This is a genomic window from Blattabacterium punctulatus, assembly GCF_003226695.1.
GTDB lineage: Bacteria > Bacteroidota > Bacteroidia > Flavobacteriales > Blattabacteriaceae > Blattabacterium > Blattabacterium punctulatus.
Genome location: NZ_CP029808.1, coordinates 45,212 through 67,328, shown reverse-complemented (window position 1 = coordinate 67,328; position 22,117 = coordinate 45,212). Strand labels below are relative to the sequence as shown.

General features: G+C 21.7%; 18 protein-coding genes and 1 tRNA gene. 14 read left to right on the top strand and 5 right to left on the bottom strand.

Translation table 11 applies throughout. The features are described 5' to 3' along the window. Positions 1-8: 8 nt before the first annotated feature. From DM780_RS02995 to tyrS, 3 genes are all read left to right on the top strand, one after another. Positions 9-479: a hypothetical protein gene (locus DM780_RS02995; RefSeq protein WP_235611989.1), complete on the top strand. Its 471-nt coding sequence runs from the start codon at positions 9-11 to the stop codon at positions 477-479. A gap of 38 nt (positions 480-517) precedes the next feature. Next, positions 518-2,743: a PD-(D/E)XK nuclease family protein gene (locus DM780_RS00325; protein WP_235611987.1), complete on the top strand. Its 2,226-nt coding sequence runs from the start codon at positions 518-520 to the stop codon at positions 2,741-2,743. Positions 2,744-3,342: 599 nt separating this feature from the next. Next, positions 3,343-4,632 carry a tyrosine--tRNA ligase gene (gene tyrS, locus DM780_RS00315; RefSeq protein WP_110548524.1) on the top strand — a complete coding sequence of 430 codons (1,290 nt, stop codon included), beginning with the start codon at positions 3,343-3,345 and terminating at the stop codon, positions 4,630-4,632. Positions 4,633-4,634: 2 nt separating this feature from the next. On the opposite strand, the gene era is transcribed toward tyrS, so the two are convergent. Beyond that, positions 4,635-5,540 (bottom strand): GTPase Era, encoded by a 906-nt coding sequence (gene era / locus DM780_RS00310; RefSeq protein WP_110548523.1) that lies wholly within the window; start codon positions 5,538-5,540, stop codon positions 4,635-4,637. Between the two features lie 242 nt (positions 5,541-5,782). Between era and prfB the strand changes: the two genes are divergently transcribed. The 6 genes from prfB to menD are packed head-to-tail and all read left to right on the top strand — an operon-like array spanning position 5,783 to position 12,323. Next, complete coding sequence (gene prfB, locus DM780_RS00305) at positions 5,783-6,886, top strand: peptide chain release factor 2 (protein WP_110548937.1); 1,104 nt, start codon at positions 5,783-5,785, stop codon at positions 6,884-6,886. A 27-nt stretch (positions 6,887-6,913) separates the two neighbouring features. Continuing rightward, the gene (locus DM780_RS00300) at positions 6,914-8,305 is read left to right on the top strand and encodes a type III PLP-dependent enzyme domain-containing protein (RefSeq protein ID WP_110548522.1); all 1,392 of its coding nucleotides are present in this window, start codon (positions 6,914-6,916) and stop codon (positions 8,303-8,305) included. A 14-nt stretch (positions 8,306-8,319) separates the two neighbouring features. After that, complete coding sequence (gene speB, locus DM780_RS00295) at positions 8,320-9,189, top strand: agmatinase (protein WP_110548521.1); 870 nt, start codon at positions 8,320-8,322, stop codon at positions 9,187-9,189. After that, positions 9,186-9,899 carry a (d)CMP kinase gene (cmk, locus tag DM780_RS00290; protein WP_110548520.1) on the top strand — a complete coding sequence of 238 codons (714 nt, stop codon included), beginning with the start codon at positions 9,186-9,188 and terminating at the stop codon, positions 9,897-9,899. Before speB ends, cmk begins: the two co-directional genes overlap by 4 nt. Continuing rightward, positions 9,896-10,630, top strand: coding sequence for a beta-ketoacyl-ACP reductase (locus DM780_RS00285; protein ID WP_110548519.1), 735 nt, complete (start codon positions 9,896-9,898; stop codon positions 10,628-10,630). The genes cmk and DM780_RS00285 overlap by 4 nt, the downstream gene beginning before the upstream one ends. A 10-nt stretch (positions 10,631-10,640) precedes the next feature. Further along, a complete protein-coding gene (menD, locus tag DM780_RS00280; RefSeq protein WP_110548518.1) occupies positions 10,641-12,323 on the top strand; it encodes a 2-succinyl-5-enolpyruvyl-6-hydroxy-3-cyclohexene-1-carboxylic-acid synthase in 1,683 nt (560 codons plus the stop codon). Between the two features lie 5 nt (positions 12,324-12,328). Here the strand turns inward: menD and DM780_RS00275 are convergent, their stop codons facing one another. The 3 genes from DM780_RS00275 to DM780_RS00265 all read right to left on the bottom strand — a co-directional run bounded on the left by DM780_RS00275 (position 12,329) and on the right by DM780_RS00265 (position 16,485). Further along, positions 12,329-12,850 carry a SanA/YdcF family protein gene (locus tag DM780_RS00275; RefSeq protein ID WP_110548517.1) on the bottom strand — a complete coding sequence of 174 codons (522 nt, stop codon included), beginning with the start codon at positions 12,848-12,850 and terminating at the stop codon, positions 12,329-12,331. Positions 12,851-12,933: 83 nt separating this feature from the next. Next, positions 12,934-16,218, bottom strand: coding sequence for a preprotein translocase subunit SecA (secA, locus tag DM780_RS00270; protein ID WP_110548516.1), 3,285 nt, complete (start codon positions 16,216-16,218; stop codon positions 12,934-12,936). A 33-nt stretch (positions 16,219-16,251) separates the two neighbouring features. Continuing rightward, complete coding sequence (locus tag DM780_RS00265; protein WP_110548515.1) at positions 16,252-16,485, bottom strand: DUF2795 domain-containing protein; 234 nt, start codon at positions 16,483-16,485, stop codon at positions 16,252-16,254. Between the two features lie 158 nt (positions 16,486-16,643). On the opposite strand from DM780_RS00265, the gene fmt reads away from it, so the two are divergent. Beyond that, positions 16,644-17,606, top strand: a complete 963-nt coding sequence (gene fmt / locus DM780_RS00260; protein ID WP_110548514.1) for a methionyl-tRNA formyltransferase — start codon at positions 16,644-16,646, stop codon at positions 17,604-17,606. 105 nt (positions 17,607-17,711) lie between these two features. After that, positions 17,712-17,978, top strand: coding sequence for an HU family DNA-binding protein (locus DM780_RS00255; protein WP_014246006.1), 267 nt, complete (start codon positions 17,712-17,714; stop codon positions 17,976-17,978). Between the two features lie 47 nt (positions 17,979-18,025). Here the strand turns inward: DM780_RS00255 and pdxH are convergent, their stop codons facing one another. Continuing rightward, positions 18,026-18,688 carry a pyridoxamine 5'-phosphate oxidase gene (gene pdxH / locus DM780_RS00250; protein WP_110548513.1) on the bottom strand — a complete coding sequence of 221 codons (663 nt, stop codon included), beginning with the start codon at positions 18,686-18,688 and terminating at the stop codon, positions 18,026-18,028. A 104-nt stretch (positions 18,689-18,792) separates the two neighbouring features. Here pdxH and DM780_RS00245 point away from each other — a divergent pair. From DM780_RS00245 to pheT, 3 genes are all read left to right on the top strand, one after another. Beyond that, positions 18,793-18,866, top strand: a tRNA-Met gene (locus tag DM780_RS00245). Positions 18,867-18,892: 26 nt separating this feature from the next. Continuing rightward, entirely contained in the window at positions 18,893-20,035 is a 1,143-nt protein-coding gene (dnaN, locus tag DM780_RS00240) for a DNA polymerase III subunit beta (RefSeq protein WP_110548512.1), read from the top strand. Continuing rightward, positions 20,032-22,110, top strand: coding sequence for a phenylalanine--tRNA ligase subunit beta (pheT, locus tag DM780_RS00235; RefSeq protein ID WP_110548511.1), 2,079 nt, complete (start codon positions 20,032-20,034; stop codon positions 22,108-22,110). The genes dnaN and pheT overlap by 4 nt, the downstream gene beginning before the upstream one ends. Positions 22,111-22,117: the final 7 nt, after the last annotated feature.

Genomic DNA, 22,117 nt, shown 5'->3' with positions numbered 1-22,117 from the left:
TTTTTATTGTGATAAAAAAAATTGATCAAGTAATTCAATATTTATTAATTCAAAAAAAATATTTGAAAAAAAAATTAATATTGATATCATTTAACGATTCTATTATAGAATATATAAAAAAAAAATACCAATTTAAAAATCATCTATTTACAGAAATTTATACAATAGAAAAATTTATTGAAAAAATATCCGGTTTGTATATTTTGCATGATTCTTATATACTTTTTCATTTTTTTTATCTTTTTAAAGAAGAAAATAGTGATTTATCAAAAAAATTTAATGATTTTTTAAAATGGGCTCCTCATATTTTAAATGATTTTCAGGATTTAGATTTTAATTTGATTAATATTGAACATTTTTTTTCTTATATTATTTCTACAGAAAAAATTAAAAAATGGAATCTTAATTTAGAAAATAATTTGATAGAAAAAAAAAATTTCTTTTTTGGAAAGAAATTTATAAATTTTATAAAATTCTAAAAAGTATCCTTTTAAAAAAAGGCATCGGTTATACTGGAATGATTTTTAGAATAGCTATTTCTCGTTTAAATAATTTTTTATTAAAAAACTCAGATATACGAATCATTCTATTTTTTTCAAAATCCCAATTATTAAATAAATGTGAAATAGAATTTATAAAAAAAATAATCCAATTAGAAAAAGGATCTATATATGATTTAGATAAAAAAAATATATTAATAAAAAATCCTTTTAATTTTTTCATCAAAAAAAAGATAAAACCAACTTTAATCAACGATATATATCTTAATCATATAAAAATTATTAGTGTTTCTAAAGAAATAGAACAAGTTAAAATAGTAGAAAAATTAGTCTATAAAATGATCAAAAATGGGATAAATCCATATAAAATTGGTCTTATTTTAGGAGATAAATATTTAACTATCCCTTTATTTAATTCACTAAAAAAAAAATTAGGAAAAAATATATCTATCTCCATAGACTATCCAATAAAAAATATCCCTATTCATTATACATTTTTTTCAATTTTTGAATTATTATTAAAAAAGGAAAAATTGAAAAAATTTTATGGAAAAGATATACTAAGATTATTATCAGATGGATATATAAAAAAATTTTTTATTAAAAAAAATTTATCGTTTATAGTAGATAAATGGAATTCAGAAAATTCAAATTTTATTCCAAAATCTATAATAAATAAATATTTATCCAAAAATGATATAAATATCATTTTTCAAATACAAACTCATGATACTAAAAAATGTATTACTGGTATTATAAGCTTTATTAGAAAATTGAAAATTATATTTATTTCAAATTCAAAAAATAATCTATTAGAATTAAAATTTCTTTCAAAATTGGAAATTTATATGCAAAAATTAAGAATATTAGTCCGAAAAACAGAAAAAAATTTTTTGGGGATTAAAGATATATTCAATATTTATCAACAATTTATAAATACAGAAAAAATACCATATATACGAAAAAATCCAAAAGGATTGAATATAATAGGATTTATGGATTCCTATTTCGAAAATTTTGAAAATACCATTATAACTTCCGTTAATGAAGGTGTAATCCCTCCAGATAGAATAAAAAAATATAATACTTTTATTCCATTTGATATTAGGAATAAATTCAATCTTTCCATTTTTCAAGACAATGAAGAAATTTATCATCATTATTTTAGAAAAATTTTAAAAAATTCAAAATATATTTATTTAATTTATAAAAATAAACCAGATGAACTTAATTCAGGAGAAAAAAGTCGTTTTATTCATCAAATAGAAATAAGTTCAAAACTTACCATAGAAAAGAAAAAAAATTTTTCATTTTTATTTTCAAAGTCGAAAATATATCCTATTGTGATAAAAAAAACAGAATCAATGATTAAACGTCTATATAAAATATCTACTCATGGTATATCTCCTTCTTCTATTTATCTGTATAATTATAATCCTCTTCTTTTTTACTACAAAAAAATTCTTGGATTAAATGATCTAGAAAAAATTTCTATGAAACAAAAAGTAGGAAAAATAATACATAAAACATTAGAAATTTTATATCATCCTATTAAAGGATATTTAATTACTATAGATTGGATTAATGAAATGAAAAAAAATTACGAATATATTACAGAAAAAGTAATATTAAAATATATCAAAAATTCTTTTATAAAAGGTAAAAATATATTATTATATTCTATAGTAAAAAATTATATAAAAAATTTTATTTCTTGGGAGGAAGGATTTGTTCATAAAGGTCATCAAATTTTAATTAAAGAATTAGAATGTACTTCTTCCACAATATTGGACATTGGAGAGCATCAAGTTAATTTATATGGAATCATAGATCGAATTGACGAATATGATGGAATTACACGTATTATTGATTATAAAATTGGAATATCAAAAATAAAAAAAATACATATTCCTTTGAATAAAATTGAAAATATATTTCAAGATCCCGATAATAGAAATACTATGCAATTATTGATTTATATGTATTTATGGTTTAAATCACCTATATTTTTAGGATTAAAAAATTCTCCACCAATTATTTCTATTGTTTCACCAGAAAAAGATAAAAATAATTCAATATTAACAATTCCTGTAATTTTTTTTCATCAAAAAAAAAAGTTCATTACATATGAATGTTATGTAAAAATTTTTCTACCATGTCTAATTAATAGAATTTCAGAAATTTTAAATCCAAAAATTCCAATCATAGAAAAAAAAATAGGAATTTTTGATAAATTTTTCTAAAAGTATTTTTTTCATTATGCATTACTCCAACATCCATAAATACAAAAAATATAATATTATTCCTATATAATTATATAATAATATAGGAATGAAACTATCTACATATCGAAAAAAAAAATTCATAAAAAAAATAGAATATACTAGATTAATAGTATATATATACATAAATTACTAAAGTACTAAAAATAACTTTTATTATTCCGACAATTTATTAAAATTATAGTTTTTAAAAAAAGTATCATAAAATACAAAAAAATAAAATTAATAATTGTTGGAATTGAATTCAAAAGATTATATTCAATAATTAAATAAAAAAATATATAAATACTACAAAATAACTGTAAAATTGAAAATATAATATATAAATCAGTTCTTTTATTTATGGTTAATAAATAAAAAAAGAAAAAAAAACTACTAATAGGAAATAAAAAAATATATATTTTTAATAAAAAAAAATTTTTTTCATAAAAAAAAAATTCCATATTATATGAATAAAACTAAAAAAAAAAGTTAAAAAATTATATGTTATAGTTTTTTTTAAAAAAAATTTCATAAAAATAAGCGAATATCAATTTATTAAGTTACCTTAATTTTTTAATATGAAAAATATTATTGATGAACTTACTTGGAGAGGATTAATAAAAAATAGTGTTCCTGGTGTAGAAAAACAATTAAAAAAAACTACTACTATATATATCGGGTTCGATCCAACATATGATTCTTTACATATAGGTAGCTTACTTCCAATTATTATATTAATTCACTTTCAAAAAATGGGTCATAAATCCTTAATATTAATTGGAGGGGCAACAGGTTTTATAGGAGATCCATCAGGAAAATATGATCCAAGAATTTTTTTAAAAAAAAAAACATTACAAGAAAATATAGAATCTATTAAAAAACAACTATCTAAATTATTAAATAGTTATTCAGAAAAAATAGAATTTATAAATAATTTTGATTGGATAAAAAATATTTCTTTTTTAGAATTTATCAGAAATATAGGAAAACATTTTACTATAAATTACATGATATCTAAAGATTCTATTAAAAAACGTATACAAAATAATAATAAAAAATATAAAGGAATATCTTTTATGGAATTTACTTATACTCTTATACAAGGATATGATTTTTTTTATTTAAATAAAAAAAAAAATTGTTTACTACAAGTTGGTGGATCAGATCAATGGGGGAATATAACTACCGGAATAGAACTTATTAAAAAAAAAACAGGAAAAAAAGCATATGGAATTACTTTTCCTTTGGTTACAAGAACTGATGGATTAAAATTTGGAAAAAGTATGCAAGAAGGAAATATATGGTTAGATCATAATCGAACTTCTCCATATAAATTTTATCAATTTTGGATAAATATTTCAGATATTGAAATTGAAAATTTTATTAAAATCTATACTTTTTTTTCTAAAAAAAAAATTGAAACATTAATTTTCAAACATAGAAAAAATCCAGAAAAAAGACTATTACAAAGAAAATTAGCATCGGAAATAACTAAATGGGTTCATGGAAAAAAATCTTATGAAAAAGTAGTAAAAATTTCACATATTTTATTTGGAAAAAAATATACTAATAATCTATTTTCATCTTTAGATGAAGATATACTTAGTTCTCTTTACGAGAATATTCCGCATATGCTTTTACCTTATAAAGATTTTAGAAAAGGAATTTTTTTATTAGATTTATTAAAAAAAAGTAATATCTTTAAATCTAAAAGTGAAGCTAATCGTGCTTTAAATTTAAATTCTATTTCTATAAATAAAAAAATTATTAAAAAAAATATACTTCTTAAAAAAGAAAATATAATAAAAAAAAAATATATTTTACTTCAATTTGGAAAAAAAAATTTTTTCATTATAAAAATTGAATAATTTTAATATCCAAAATTTTGGAGTTTTTTATAATTTGAACGCCAATTTTTGCATATTTTTACATTTAATCTTAACCATACTTTTTTACTAAAAAAATTCTCTATTCCTTGTATAGAAAAATATCCTAATTTATTTATAGAATTTCCTTTTTTTCCAATTAAAATCCCTTTTTGTGAATCACGCTCTACATATATAGAAGAATCTATATGTATACTATTCTTTCCATTCTTAAATTTTTCCGTAGAAATTTCCACAGAATAAGGAATTTCCTTTTTATACATTAAAAATATTTTTTCTCTAATTATTTCATTTACAAAAAAACGTTCAGATCTATCACTTAAAATTCCTTTAGGATAATAAGGAGGACCTTGAGATAATAAATCTAAAATTTTATTTAGTAATAAATCTTGATTTATATTTTTTAATGCAGATATTGGTAATATTTCTGAATTAGGAAAAAAATTATTCCAATAATTTATCGTATCATACAACATATTTTCACTATATACCACTCCAATTTTATCAATTTTATTGATTAATATAAGAATAGGAATTTTTTGTTCTTTAAGAAAATTTAAAAAGGATAAATATTTATTTAATAAATCAAATTTTCCTATTTCTGTAGTAAATAATACAATATCAGCGTCTTCAAAAGATTTTTTTACATATTGCATCATAATTTTTTGCATAGAATAAATCGGTTTTATCATAATACCAGGAGTATCCGAAAAAATAATTTGGTAATTATATTGATCTATTATACCCAATATTCTATGACGAGTTGTTTGTGGTTTATTAGTTATTATAGATATATTTTCTCCTACAAGAGAATTCATTAATGTTGATTTTCCTACATTTGGAAATCCTATAATATTAACAAATCCAGATTTATGTTTATGATTAATCATTTTATTTTTTAGATTTTAATTGTCTAAATACAATTCCTTTTTTTTTAAAAAAAAATTTTATAATATGTACATTTTTAATAGAAAATTGATTTTTTTTAAAAGTAATATGTTAAATTTTTTGTATTATTTTTTGATATTTTATAGTAAATTTATTGAAGTTCATAATTACAGATAAAAATTTTTGTATTTATTTTTTACATAATTTTTGGATTCTATATTTTAAATTAATCTATTTTCGTTTTATGATCATAAAAGATGAAATACAATCTATTTCAGAAAGAATTAATAAAATTCATAAAGTTCTTAATATTGATAAGATTAATAAATATCTTGATAAAGAACAAAAAAAATTTTTAAATCCTAATTATTGGAATAATTATAAAGAATCCAAAAATTTGATAAAACATTTTCATGTTATGAAAACATGTATAAAAGATTTTTTTGAATTAAAAAATTCTCTAGAAGAATTAGAATTAATATTTTCTCTCTATAAAGAAGAAAATCTTGAAAAAGATCTTAAAATTCAATTATATAAAACAAAAAAATTATTATCAAATTTAGAATTAAAAAACTTTCTTTCAGAAGAGGAAGACAGTTTAAATGCTATACTTCAAATTTCTTCTGGAGCAGGGGGGACTGAAAGCTGTGATTGGAGTTCTATGCTCCTGAGAATGTATATCATGTGGGCAGAAAAAAAAAAATATTCTGTTAAAAATATTCATCTCATTTCTGGAGATATAACGGGAATAAAATCCATTATCTTAGAATTTAAAGGAATATATGCTTTTGGATATTTAAAAGGAGAAAATGGAGTACATCGGTTAATCCGTATATCTCCATTTGATAATAATTCAAAACGTCATACTTCTTTTTCTTCTGTTTATGTATATCCTTCAATAGATAAAAATATAAAAATTGATATAAAAATATCTGATATTCATTGGGAAACTTTTCGATCTTCTGGATCAGGTGGACAAAATGTAAATAAAGTAGAGACAGGAGTTAGATTACGTCATATTCCTACTGGAATTACTATTGAAAATACAGAATCTCGTTCACAAATACAAAATAGACAAAGAGCTTTGCATCTTCTAAAATCTAGATTATTTGAAATAGAAATAAAAAAAAAAAATGAGAAAAAAAATAAAATAGAATCTGAAAAAAAAAAAATAGAATGGGGAAATCAAATTCGAAATTATATTATGCATCCTTACAAATTAGTCAAAGACTTACGGACTGGTTATGAAACTACAAATATTAATTCCGTAATGGATGGAGAAATAGATATTTTTCTGAAAAAATTTATGGTATATAGCAAAAAAATAGAAAAACAAAAAAAAATTTAAAATTTTTCTACCCCTTAATTTTATTCAATGAAAATTCGATATTCTGATCTTATAGATCAAACTTTTAATTTTCCTACAGAGGAATTTACTATTAAAAATAATTTTTTAGAATTTCATGGAATTCCATTAATAGATCTCATTAAAAAATATGGAACTCCATTAAAATTTAACTATTTACCAAAAATTTCTCAAAATATACAAAAAGCAAAAAAATGGTTTGAAAAAGCAATTCATTCTAATCAATATAAAAATAAATATACCTATTGTTATTGTACAAAAAGTTCACATTTTTATTTTGTATTGGAAGAAGTATTAAAAAATAATATTAGCATTGAAACTTCATATGCTTATGATATAGAAATCATTAAAAATCTTTATCAAAAAGGTAAAATGAATAAAAATATTGAAATTATTTGTAATGGATTTAAAACTCATAATTATATAAAAAATATATCAGAATTAATTAACAACGGTTTTTATAATACTATTCCAATATTAGATAATTATGATGAATTGGAAAAATTAAGTTTTTTTATCCATTATCCATTTAAGTTAGGCATACGTATTGCATCTGAAGAAGAACCAAAATTTGAATTTTATACTTCTCGATTAGGAATAGGATATAAAGATATCCTTATTTTTTACTTGAATAAAATAAAAAATAATTCAAAAGTTGAACTAAAAATGTTGCATTTTTTCATCAATACAGGAATAAAAGATACCTCTTATTACTGGAATGAACTTTTTAAATGTTTACATATTTACGCTAGATTAAAAAAAATTGCACCTGAATTAGATATCCTAAATATAGGAGGTGGGTTCCCTATTAAAACATCTATGTCATTTAAATACGACTATGAATACATTACCAATGAAATTATTTATCAAATAAAAAAATTTTGTAAAAATGAGAATATTTTAGAACCACATATATATACAGAATTTGGTTCCTATACAGTAGGAGAAAGTGGTGGAATTATCTATAAAATACTTAATCAAAAAAAGCAAAATGATAGAGAAAAATGGAATATGATTGATAGTTCTTTTATGACTACTCTACCAGATACTTGGGCTATAAATAGCCGTTTTATTATGATGGCAATTAATCGTTGGAATGATTCTTATGAAAGAGTATTTTTAGGGGGATTAACCTGTGATAGTGATGATTATTATAATTCAGAACAACATTTAAATGCCATATATCTTCCATGTTTTCGTGAAAAAATACCACTTTATATTGGATTTTTTAATACTGGAGCGTATCAAGATACAATAAGTGGATATGGAGGAGTACATCATTGTCTCATTCCACAACCAATCCATATTTTAATCAATTATGACGAAAAAAAAAACTTAGTATATAAAATATTTCGTTATTCACAAAAATATGAAGAAATATTAAAAATATTAGGTTACTGAAAATAATATTTTTTATGAAAAAAAAAACTTTCGCTGGAATTCCTAAAAAATATGCTACTCTTGAAACATCTAAAATAGTCCTTATTCCGGTACCATATGATTATACAGGAACGTGGAGAAAAGGTTCGAAAAAAGGGCCTAAAGCATTTTTATCTGCATCAGAACATATGGAATTATATGATATAGAAACTAATTCTGAAGTTTATAAAAGAGGGATATATATTTCTTATCCTATAAGGAATTATTCATTTTCTTCCAAAAAAATGATAGAAAAAGTATACGATATTACTAAAAAATATCTTTTTAAAAAAAAATTTGTAACTCTAATTGGGGGAGTCCATTCCATATCTATAGGTAGTATTCGAGCATTTGGAGAAAAATACCCTGATATGAGTATTCTACACATGGATGCACATACCGATTTACGTCCTAAATACAATGGAGATCCTTATAATCACGCTTGTTCTATGTATGAAGCTTCAAAAAAATATCCAATTATACAAATAGGGATTCGAAGTATGAATATACTAGAGAAAAAGTATATACAAAATGAGAATATTTTTTATTTTCATGAAATATATCAAAATGATTTATGGATGAAAAAAGCGATTCAAAGATTATCTAAAAATGTATTTATAAGTATAGATATAGATGTTTTTGATCCAAGTATAGCCCCTTCTACAGGAACTCCAGAACCAGGAGGTTTTTTTTGGTACGAAATTTTAAAATTTTTAAAAATGGTTTTTGAAAAAAAACAAATTATAGGGTTTGATATTGTTGAACTTTTACCAAATGAAAGAGATTTTTCTACAGATTTTTTATCTGTTAAACTTTACTATAAATTATTATCATATAAATACGAATTAATTTATTCTCCATCATGAATCGAAAAATGATTATAGCTATAGATGGATATTCAGCTTCGGGAAAAAGTACTTTAGCTAAAAATCTTTCTAAAAAATTAAAATATACTTATATAGATACCGGAGCAATGTATAGAAGCATAACATTATTAGCTATTAGAAAAAAAATATTTCATAGTGATTTGTGGAATATAACAAATTTTATTCCTTTTTTGATAAATATCAATTTCCAATTTAAATGGAATAATAAATTAAATAGAACCGATATCCTTATAAATAAAGAAAATGTTCAATCTGAAATTCGATCAATAGAAGTAAATAATAAAGTGAGTTTAATAGCTAGAATTCCAGAAATTCGAAAAAAATTAACAATTATACAAAAAAATTTTGGAAATAAAAAAGGAATTGTTATGGATGGAAGAGATATAGGATCTAATATCTTTCCTCAATCGGAATTGAAAATTTTTATGAAAGGGTCTATAGAAGTTCGTTCTTATAGAAGATTTCAATATTTTAAGAAAAAAGGAAAAAAAATTTCTTATGAAGAAGTAAAAAAAAATCTTTTTTATAGAGATATGATGGATCTATATCGAAGAATTTCTCCACTTAAAAAACCAAAAAATTCTATAGAAATAGATAGTACATTAATTAGTACTGAAAAACAATTAAATATGGTACTTCAATTAATAGAAAATATTAGATTGTCTCAAAAAAATAAAAACTATATATGAAACTTTTAAATGGAAAAATAGCAATAGTTACAGGTGGCTCAGGAGATATAGGAAAATCTATTGTTAAAACATTTGTAAAACATGGAGCACAGGTAATTTTTACCTTTTTTTCTTCAAAAAAAAATGCTAAAAAATTAGCTGATGAATTGGGGAATTCGGTAGTTTCATACGAAATTGATCTTAAAAATTTAAATTCTTCAAAAGAATTAGTAAAAAAAGTTATAGAAAAATTTGGAGTTATAGATATATTAGTGAATAATGCAGGAATTATAAAAGATAATTTTTTATTTAGAATGTCGGAAACAGATTGGGATCAAGTCATTCGAACTAATATTTATTCTATTTTTAATCTAACCAAATATGTAATATTTCCTATGATAAAACAAAAAAATGGAAGTATCATTAATATGAGTTCTATTATAGGAATAACAGGAAATTCAGGACAATCTAATTATTCAGCATCTAAAGCAGGAATTATAGGATTTACTAAATCAATTGCTAAAGAATTAGGAAAAAAAAATATTCGTTGTAATGTTATAGCTCCTGGCTATATTTCTACAAAAATGAATTTGCATATTCAATCAAAAATAAAAGAAAATTGGATAAATAAAATTTCATTAAAAAGAGCTGGAATACCTCAAGATGTAGCTAACTGTAGCTTATTTTTAGCTTCTGATTTATCTAATTATATTACTGGATCTGTATTTAATGTTAATGGAGGAATGATTTAATTTTTTTTAAATGTATTCGAATAAAAAAATAGTACAAAGTTTAGGTGAAATATTGATATCAAAATCAATATTTCATATAATAATCTCTCCAGGTTCTAGAAATGCTCCAATAATTATCCATTTTACCCAGCATGATTCCTTTAAAACTTATAGTATTGTTGACGAGCGTTGTGCTGGATTTTTTGCTTTGGGGATAGCGCAAAAAATAAAAAAACCTGTAGTTCTTAGTTGTACTTCTGGTTCTTCCGTAGTAAACTATTATCCTGCAGTTACGGAAGCATTTTATCAAAATATTCCACTTATTTTTATTACTGCAGATAGACCAAAAAAAATTATAGATGTTCTTGAAGGCCAATCTATTGATCAAGAAAATATTTTTAAAAATCATGTTGAATCTTCTATTCAATTAACAGAAGAAGAATCTAAATTAGGATTATGGTATAATGATAGATTAATCAATGAATCTATTAATAAATGTATTTTTAAAAAAAAACCTATACATATTAATATCCCTTTTTCAGAACCTCTTTATGAGACTACAAATTTTTTGAAAGTAAAACCTAAAATTATAAAAACTTTACCTGTAATAAATTATATTGAAAAATCTAAATATTATAAAAAAGAAGAATTTATATGGAAAAAATCCAAAAAAAAAATGATTTTATTAGGATTATATCATTCAGAAAAAAAATTGGAAAAAATTTTAAAAAAATTAAGTATAGATCCTTCTATAGTTATTTTTACCGAAACTACATCTCATGTATACGGAAAATTATTTTTTTCATGTATAGATCAACTTATTTTTAGTATAAAAACTAAAGAATGGATTAATTTAAAACCTAATATTTTATTAACTATTGGTGGAAATATTATATCTAAAAAAATAAAATTTTTTTTACGAAAATTCCCACCTCTATATCATTGGCATATAGGAGAAAATATAAAAAATTACCCAGATACTTATTATAGGCTAACGAATTTTTGGTCAATAAAACCTGAATTTTTTTTCAAAATATTTCATGGAAATAATTTACAATCCTCTGATTATAGATATAGATGGGAAATATTGAGAAAAAAAAGAATAAAAAAAAATAATTTTTTTTTAAAAAAAGAAAAAAGTTTTTCAGATCTTAAAGTTTTATTTTTTATATTTAAATCCATTCCTAAATATTCTATTTTACAATTAGGAAACAGTACTATAATACGCTATTATCAACTTTTTGATAAAAAAAAATATTCTGTAAAATCTTATTGTAATAGAGGTACGTCAGGAATAGATGGTTGTGTTTCGACAGCTATAGGTTATGCTGTAAAAAGTAAAAAAATAGTAACTTTAATTATTGGTGATATCAGTTTTTTTTATGATAGTAATGCTTTATGGAACAATTATACTCCAAATAATTTTCGTATTATCCTTATAAATAATGGAGGAGGTAATATTTTCAGATTTTTATCCGAAAAAAAAATTTCTAAAAAAATTTTTAATTTTTTTGAAACAAAACATTTTTTAACTGCAAAAAAAATTTGTGAAATGCATAATTGGAAATATGAAATAGTATCCGATAAACTTTCTTTAAAAAATAATTTGTATGTTTTTTGGAATAAATCGGATAAACCATTTCTTTTAGAAATTAATACTCAAAAATCTAATAACGCAGAAATATTAAAAAAATATTTATCCTATTTATCTTAATTTTTTTATTTTAAAAAAAATAAAAATATATCCCATATAGCTTTAATTCTAGCAAAAATTTCCCTAATTTGTATTTTCCAATCAAAAGAAATATTTTTTGCATTAAAACCTATGATATCTAATCCTAAACAATTTCCAATAAATATGGCTCTTTCATTATGAAATTTTTGAGAAATAATGGTAAATTTTTTTTGATTAAAAATTTTATAAACTCTTAATACAGAATGTATAGTACTAATTCCAAAAAAATCTTCATATATAAAATAATCAGGAATTCCTTTTTTGATTAATTCTTTTTTCATCATTTTTGGTTCATTATAATTGTTTTCTCTATTATCTCCACTAACGATAATGTAACGAATTTTTTTATGATAAAAAAGAAAATAAGCTGCATCTATTCTATATTTAAAATAAGCATTGATCCCCCCTCCCTGTAAATATTTAGAAGTTCCTAAAACAACACCAAATGTATTATATGGAATTTCATCAATATTATCATATTTTTTTTTTATGGAACATAAACTCATCCCAAAATAAAAAAAAATTATAAATAAAATTATAATAAAAAATATACGTTTTATTTCTAATTAACACAATCGTAGGTTTCTAACTAAAAAAAATCCTCTTCTATGATCCAATCTCCTTTTTTCAAAAAAAAATCTACCTGTTTAAATTTTATATTTTTGGTTTTTCCTGTAACTAAATGACGGATAATAATTCGATTATTTCTTCCTAATTTTTGACCATTTTTTCCTTTTAAAAAAAAATCTATTATCCTATTATTTTTCGGAATACATAAAATATTATCTTTTATGATAGTAGACTTAAGAAAAAAAGAAATAATTTTTCTATTAATTTCATAAACCCTTTCTTGAAATAAATTAAAAGCATTTTGTTTATAAACTATCAGAGGATCTTTTTGTTCAAAAACAGCATTTTGTACCGAATATCGTAAATTATCCATTTCCCGTAAATGTTCTTTCCATTTTTCATCTAAAAAACACAATATAGTTTTTTTTTCAAATATAGATAGTAATGATAAACCTTGATCTTTATAACTTTCTTTTAAACTATATTCAGAGCTAATGTTAGTAATACCATCTGTAAACGTTATATGAATTTGACAATCTATATGATTTTTTTCAAAAATATTGGATATAATAGGATAAATTTCTTGATAAATTCTTTTTTCTTTTTTTTTTTCATAAAAATTTATAATTAAATTATGTATTTTATTGATACAATCTCGTTCTTTATATAAAAAAAATTCACTTTCTGGTATAGGGAAATTAATTCCAAAAATTTGAAAAAATTCGTATTCCAAATTTTTAAAATCATTTAAAGATTTATTAACTAATATCATAATATCCAATAAAACATATATCATATTAGAAATATCTAAACTAAGATCTTTTCCACATAAAGCATTCTTACGCTTTTTATAAATAAATTCTCGCTGTTTATTAATAACATCATCATAATCTAACAAACGTTTTCGAATACTAAAATTATTATCTTCTATTTTTTTTTGTGCTCTTTCTATAGATTTCGTCAACAAAGAATGTTGGATAATATCTCCTTCTTTATGGCCAAAACGATCCATTAATTTAGATAATCTTTCTGAATCTATAAATAAACGAATTAAATTATCCTCTAGAGATACATAAAATTGAGAACTTCCTGGATCTCCTTGACGTCCAGAACGCCCCCTTAATTGATTATCTACTCTTCTAGAATCATGTCTTTCAGTTCCTAAAACATAAAGTCCCCCATATTTTACAACTTCTTTTGAAAGTTTAATATCTGTTCCTCTACCAGCCATATTAGTCGCTATAGTTACAGATCCAGGTAGGCCAGCTTTTTCTATAATTTCGGCTTCTTTATCATGTAATTTTGCATTTAAAACATTATGTTTAATTTTTCTAAATTTTAAAGCTCTACTAATAAATTCAGATACTTCAACGGAAGTTGTTCCAACAAGAACAGGACGTTTTTCATATTTAGATAAATAAATAATTTTTTCTATAATAGCATTATATTTTTCACGTTTTGTTTTAAAAACAAAATCTTGTAAATCCATTCTTTGGACTTTTCTATGTGTAGGAATAACTATAACATCTAATTTATAAATGTGAAAAAATTCTCCGGATTCTGTTTCTGCTGTTCCAGTCATTCCCGATATTTTTTTATACATTCTAAAATAATTTTGTAAAGTAATAGTTGCAAAAGTTTGACTAGAAGATTCGATTTTTACATTTTCTTTTGCTTCAATTGCTTGATGAATGCCATCCGAATAACGTCTTCCTTCCATTATCCGACCAGTTTGTTCATCCACTATTTTTATTTTTCCTTCTAAAATTACATAATCTATATCTCTTTCAAATAAAGTATAAGCTTTAAGAAGTTGATTTATTGTATGTATACGTTGTAATTTAACTGTAAAATTATTTAAAAGTTTTTCTTTTTCTTTTATTTCTTTTTCTTTAGAAAAAAATTTTTTTTCTAATTCTGTAATTTCTAAATTAATATCAGGTAATACAAAAAATCTTATATCTTTTACATTTTTAGATAAGAATTCAATTCCCTTATCCGTTAATTCCACAGTATTATTTTTTTCATCTATAACAAAATAAAGATCTTTATCTACTTTATACATCTCTCTTCCGTTATCTTGTAAATAATAATTTTCTACTTTTTGTAAAAGTAAGCGATTCTTATCTTCACTTAAAAATTTAATTAAGGATTTTTTCTTGGGTAATCCTCGATATACTTGAAAAAGTTTAAATCCTCCTAATTTTTTATTTCCAGATTTAATTAAATTTTTAGATTCATAAAAAAAATTTTTAATTTCTAAATTTTGTTTTTTTACAAGATTTTCTACTTTATTTTTTAATAATTTAAATTCCTCTTTATTATCATTATGAGAATCAACTGGACCTGAAATAACTAAAGGAGTCCGTGCCTCATCTATTAAAACGGAATCAATTTCGTCTATGATAGCGTAATTTAATTCTCTTTGAACTAAATCCTCTTTAGAAGAAACCATATTATCACGTAAATAATCAAATCCAAATTCATTATTGGTACCATAAGTAATATCCGCTTTATAAGCTTTCTTACGCATATAAATATTAGAAGATGGATAATCATCAATACACTCTACTTTTAATCCGTGAAATTCCATTAAAGGTGCCATCCAATTTGTATCCCTTTTCGATAAATAATTATTAACTGTTACAATATGCACACCTCTTCCAGAAAGAGCATTTAAATAAGCGGATAAAGTAGCTACAAAAGTTTTTCCTTCTCCAGTAGCCATCTCGGCAATTTTTCCTTGATGAAGGACAATTCCACCCATTAATTGAACATCATAATGGACCATATCCCAGATTACAGATTTTCCACAGGCATCCCATTTATTTTTCCAAATAGCCATATTATTTTTTAATACAACATAAGGTTTAATTTTTGATAATTTTTCATCAAAATCCGTTAATTTTACTATAAGTTGTTTTTTTTCTTTAAAACGTTTAGCAGTTTCTTTAATAACAGCAAAAGCTTTTGATAAAAGATTCATTAATACTTTTTGTTCTACATTATAACACTCTTCCTTAATTTTTTCTTTATTTAATTTTATTTTTTCTAAATTAAGTATATTACAATACTTATTTTTTACTTTTTTTATAAGAGATTCTTTTTTTTCATAAAATTTTTTCGTAGATAATTTTATAATATTTTTAAATTCTTGAGTTTTATTTCTTAATTCATCATCAGATAACGATAATATTTTTTTTTCTTCTTCCTTAATATGAATCAAAAGAGTTCTAACTTTTTGAAGATCTTTTTCATTTTTATTTCCTAATAATTTTTTTAATATATTTCTAAAAAAACTCATCAATTATAATAATTAAACGTATTTTTCTTTCAGTTAAAGTTCATATTCGTCTCTATTCCAATAAAAATCTTCGTCGTCTTTTGGATAATCTGCCCATATATCTTCTATAGATTCAAAAATTTCTCCTTCTCCATTTTCTAACTGCTGAAGATTTTCTACAACTTCTAATGGAGCACCTGTTCGAATAGCAAAATCGATTAATTCATCCTTTGATGCTGGCCAAGGAGCATCTTCTAAATGAGAAGCTAATTCTAAAGTCCAATACATATTTTATTACCTATTGATATTTATTTGAATTATATTTGAAAATCTGATAAATTATTGTTTAGATTTGATTTTCAAAAATCAATGAACTATTTTGTATTACAAGATAATAAAATTAGTGAATTTAAATTACAAATAAAATAGTTTAATATTATTCATATATGAAAAAGTTTCCTAGAATTGTATTTATAGGTTCTACTCCTTTTTCTCTTTTTTCTTTAAAAGAACTTTATATTAGACAATATAATATTGTAGGAATAATTACAAATCCTGATTCTATTTTCAATAAAAAAAATAAAATAAATAATAAATCTGTCAAAAAATATGCATTAGAAAATCATATTCCTATTTTACAACCAAAAAATCTTCTAGATTCTTCTTTTTTAAAAAATTTAAAAATATGGAAAGCAGATATACAAATTATAGTTTCATTTAGAATTTTACCTAAAGAAGTTTGGGGAAATCCAAAAATGGGGACCTTTAATCTACATGCTTCTTTACTCCCGCAATATAAAGGAGCAGCTCCTATTAATTGGGCCATTATTAATGGAGAAAATAAAACTGGATTAACTACTTTTATTGTAAATAATCAAGTTGATTCTGGAAAAATTCTTTTACAAAAAGAAATAAAAATAAAAAAGGAAGAAACTGCTGGAACACTTGAAAATAAATTAAAAAAAATTAGTGGATCTATAATCATAAAAACTCTAGAAGGTATTATTCAAAAAAAAATAAAACCTAAAATTCAAAAATATATTCCTTCTTTACCATTAAAATATGCTCCAAAAATATATCCTATAAATTGTAGAATCTTTTGGAAAGAAACTTCTATCGAAGTTATTTATAATAAAATACGAGGACTAAGTCCTTATCCTACAGCATGGACATTTTTATTTTTTGAGGAAAAAAAAATTTTTAGATTTAAAATTTTCATTGTTAAAAAAATAAAAAAAATACATTTTTTTCCAATTGGATTTGTATTTTTTTCGGAATCTGAAATGAAAATTTCGGTAAAAGAAGGATTTATCTCTATTATTGAAGGACAAATAGAAGGAAAAAAAAAAATGAATATAAAAAATTTAATTAATGGAATAAAAATAAGAAAAAATATTTTTGTTCGATAAAAAAAAAATTTTACTCAGTCATACATATTTATCCATTATATTTGCTATCATTAATTATAAAAATGTTGTTTTATAATTAATTAAAATTATTAAATTAATTGTATAATGAACAAAACAGAATTGGTGAATTCAATAGCTGAAAAAACCGGGATTACAAAAATAAAAGCGAAAAATATTACAGATGCATTTATTGAAACCGTAATTGAATCCCTAAAAAAAGGAGATAAAGTTACTTTAGTTGGATTTGGAACCTTTTCTGTTATAGAAAGGAATCCAAGAAATGGAATTAATCCTAGAACAGGAAAAAAAATTTTTATTCCAGGAAAAAAGGTTGCTAAATTCAAAATAGGTGCAGAACTAACAAATTTGTAGTTTTTTTTTCATGAAGATAAAGTGATAAAATCACCTTATCTTCTTTATTATGGAGATAACCGATATAATTTCCATTGATTTTTTTTTTCTAAATTATAAATTAACCTATCATGAAGTCTATTAGGTTGTCCTTGCCAAAATTCCATTTTATAAGGTTTTACGATATATCCACCCCAATAAAAAGGACGTTTTATCATGTGTATTTTAAAAAAGTGAGTCCATTTTTGATATTGAATAAATAAATATTCTTTAGATGGAATAATTACACTTTGTTTAGAAGCCCAACATCCTATTTGATTTTTTTTTGGTCTTTTATAAAAATATTCATCCGATTCATTTTTTGATAATTTTAGAATATCTCCTTGAATAATAATTTGTCTTTCTGTATTTGGCCAATAAAAAGAAATACATGCTTTAGGATTTTTTTGAATAGATCTTCCTTTCAAGCTATAATAATTTGTATAAAAAATAAAACCTTTTTGAGAATACATCTTTAATAAAACAATTCTAGTTTCAGGAACTCCATCTTTTCCTATAGTTGAAATCGACATAGCATTAGTTTCTTCATTTATTTTTTTATGTATTTTATGAATATTTTTTTCTTCTTGAAACCAATTATGAAATAATTTTAAAGGATCCGATGGAACATCAGATTCTATTAAATTATTTTTTTTATAAATTTTTCTATAATCACTTAAATCAAAAGTCATAATATTAAAAATGTATTATTTTATAATCTAAAAATAGATTAACTTTAATATTTTGTAGGTCCCCTTTTATAAAATTTATGATTTTTTCTAGATTAAAAACATAAAGCGTGATAGCTCAGATGGTTAGAGCGTTGGATTCATATCCCAGAGGTCGGGGGTTCAATTCCCCCTCACGCTATTATTCTGTTTTAAAAAAAATATAACATGCATTTTTTTGTTTCTAGTTTTTCTCTTTTACAAAAATTATGTGTTTTACATAAAATTATAAAAAATAATTCAGAATATTTTCTTTTTGAACTTTTCGGAGAAAAATTGATCATTATAATTTCAGATTCAGAAAATAACATAATTACTACAGAAATAAAAGTATGTGTAAAAAAAAAATCAAAAGAAAAAATAGCTATTTATCCAAAATTAATGATAGATATTTTAAATACCCTTCTTGAAGAGCCTTTTCTTCTAATAAAAAAAGAAAAAAATATACTTAATATTTATTCTAAACAAGGTAGTTACCCGATTCCTAGTATCTATCATGAAATTAAATCTATAAATAACTATTTAAATACTTTTTTAGTAATAAAAAAAAAGAAAAAAATTTTTTTATATTCAAAGATACTTTTGAAAATTTTAAAAAAAACTTTATTTGCTGTTGCAAATAAAGATTTCAATCCCATTATAAATGGAGTTTTTTTTCATTTTTCTCCATATGGAGCTACTTTTGTAGCTACGGATACTTATAAATTGGTAAAATATACCATATATAATATTAGATTAAATTATTCCATTAAATTTACTATACATCAAAAATCTCTTCATATACTTCAAAATATTTTAAATGAAGAGAACGAAAAAAGTATTGTTTATATTGAATATAAAAAAATTGATATAATTAAATTTTATTTTAAAAATAAAACTTTTTTATGTAGATTAATTGATGAAAAATATCCAGATTTTAACTCTGTAATTCCTAAAAATAAAGATATATCATTAATTATTAATCGTATATTATTTCTAAATTCTATTAAAAGAATTTCTATTTTTTCTAAAAAAAAAATCAGTCTTATTCGATTTTATTTAAAAAATAATAAATTAAAAATTTATGAAGAAGATCCTATTATTTCCAGTTATTCAAAAATACAATGTAAATCTATTTATGAAAAGTATCAAGGTGGATATATTAAAATGGGGTTTAATTCTAAGTTTTTAATAGAGGCATTATCTTCATTTAATGAAGATTTTATCAGTTTTGAATTGTGTAATTCAAATAAAACTGGTATTATTAGACCCTATTCTAATATAAAAAAAAAAGAATCAATTCTAATATTAATTATGTCTATAATAATATGAGAATATCATATAATTGGCTTAAAAAATATATTTCCGTTAATCTTAATTCGAAAAAAATATCGAATATATTAACCGATATTGGATTATCGGTAAAAAATATAAGTAAAATTACTACAAAAAATAATAGTGAAGATACTATTCTAGATATAGATCTTACACCTAATCGTTCCGATGCTATGAGTCATTATGGAATTGCTCGTGATTTATATGCAATTTTAACTTATCGTGGATATAAACCTATTTTATCAAAACCTATAATAAATAATTACAAAAAAGATCTCAATAAATATTGTTTTAAAATATTGATTGAAGAAGAAAAAAAATGCAGAAGATATTCTGGAATAGCTCTTTCTAAAATAAAAATAGATTCATCTCCAGATTGGTTAAATGATCAATTAAAATCAATAGGAATAAAATCTATTAATAATGTAATAGATATAAAAAATTTTGTGATGCATGAATTAGGTCAACCGATACATATTTTTGATATGGATCAAATAAAAGGAGAAAAAATAATTATAAAAAATGCAAAAAATAAAACTTATTTTAAATCTGAAGATAATTTTACAAAAGAATTAGATGAAAAAGATTTAATTATATCTGATACAAAAAATCCTTTATCTATAGCTGGAATTATAAATAGTTATAATTCAAATATTAGTATAAAAACAAAAAATATTTTTTTAGGAAGTGCATATTTTAACCCTATTGACATTCGTTCTATTGGAATAAAACATATAATAAAAACAGACGATAGATTTCTATTTGAGAAAGGGATCGATCCTAATCAAACCGTATATGCATTACAAAGAATGGTATCTCTTCTTAAAGAAATTATAAAATGTCAAATAAGTTCTGATATAGTGGATCTTTATCCAAATCCAATTTTTCCATTAAAAATAAAACTTCGTTATAAAAAAATTAGGGATATCATTGGAAAAAATATCTGTAAAAAAAAAATAAAAAAAATTTTATCATTACTTGAAATTGTAATTCTTTTAGAGAATGAAAAATCATTATTAGTTCTTGTTCCTCCTTATCGAATAGATGTACAAAGAGAAATAGATTTAATAGAAGAAATATTACGTATTTATGGAATAAACCAAATAAAAAAATCCAGTAAAATAAAAATATATTCAATTCCTAATTTTTGTTATAAAACAAAAGAAAAAATACAAAAAATTATTTTTAATCAGTTAGTAAATTATGGATTTCAAGAAATTATAAATTCTCCTATGAGAAATAAAAATTCAGATTCTTCTTTATTAAATTCTTTTTTTGATAGAGAATCAATTAATATTATTAACCCTATAAATAAATATTATAATTCAATGCGTTCAACTCTATTATTTGGAATAATAGATAGTATAAAATATAATTATAATAGAGGAAGTAACAATATAAAGTTTTTTGAAATTGGAAAAATTTATTATAGAAAAAATCATCAGTTTTTAGAAAAAACCTGTCTTAGTATTGCTATATCAAAAATAGAAAAAAATAATAGAAAAATAACAGAAAATAAAAATTATGGATTTTTTTATTTAAAAGGAATTATAGAACAAATTTTTCAAAGAATAGGAATAAATTATTATACTCAAGTAACCTCTATTCATCCTCTTTTTAAAGAAAATATATCTATTAAATATAAAAATAAAAATTTTGTAGAATTAGGAAAAATTCAAAAAAATATATCTAAAAATATAGAAATATTCTATGCAGAAATTGATTTGGAATATTTAATTTCTATTGTTCAAGAAAAAAAAATAATTTTTATTCCATATTCTAAATATCCTACTTCAAAAAGAGACTTATCATTATTAATTGAAAAAAAAATTCCATTTGAAAAAGTTTATCAATTAATAAAAAAAATGGAAAAAAATTTAATTAAAAAAATAGAAATATGTGATTTATATGAAGGAAAAAATTTACCAAAATCAAAAAAATCTTATACTATAAGTTTTTTTTTTGAAAGTAAAAATGAAACATTAACCGATATTATTATTAATAATTTAATGAAAAAAATAGAAAAATTTTTAAAAAATAAATTAGAAGCAAAAATTAGAGGAATATCTTAATTTATTA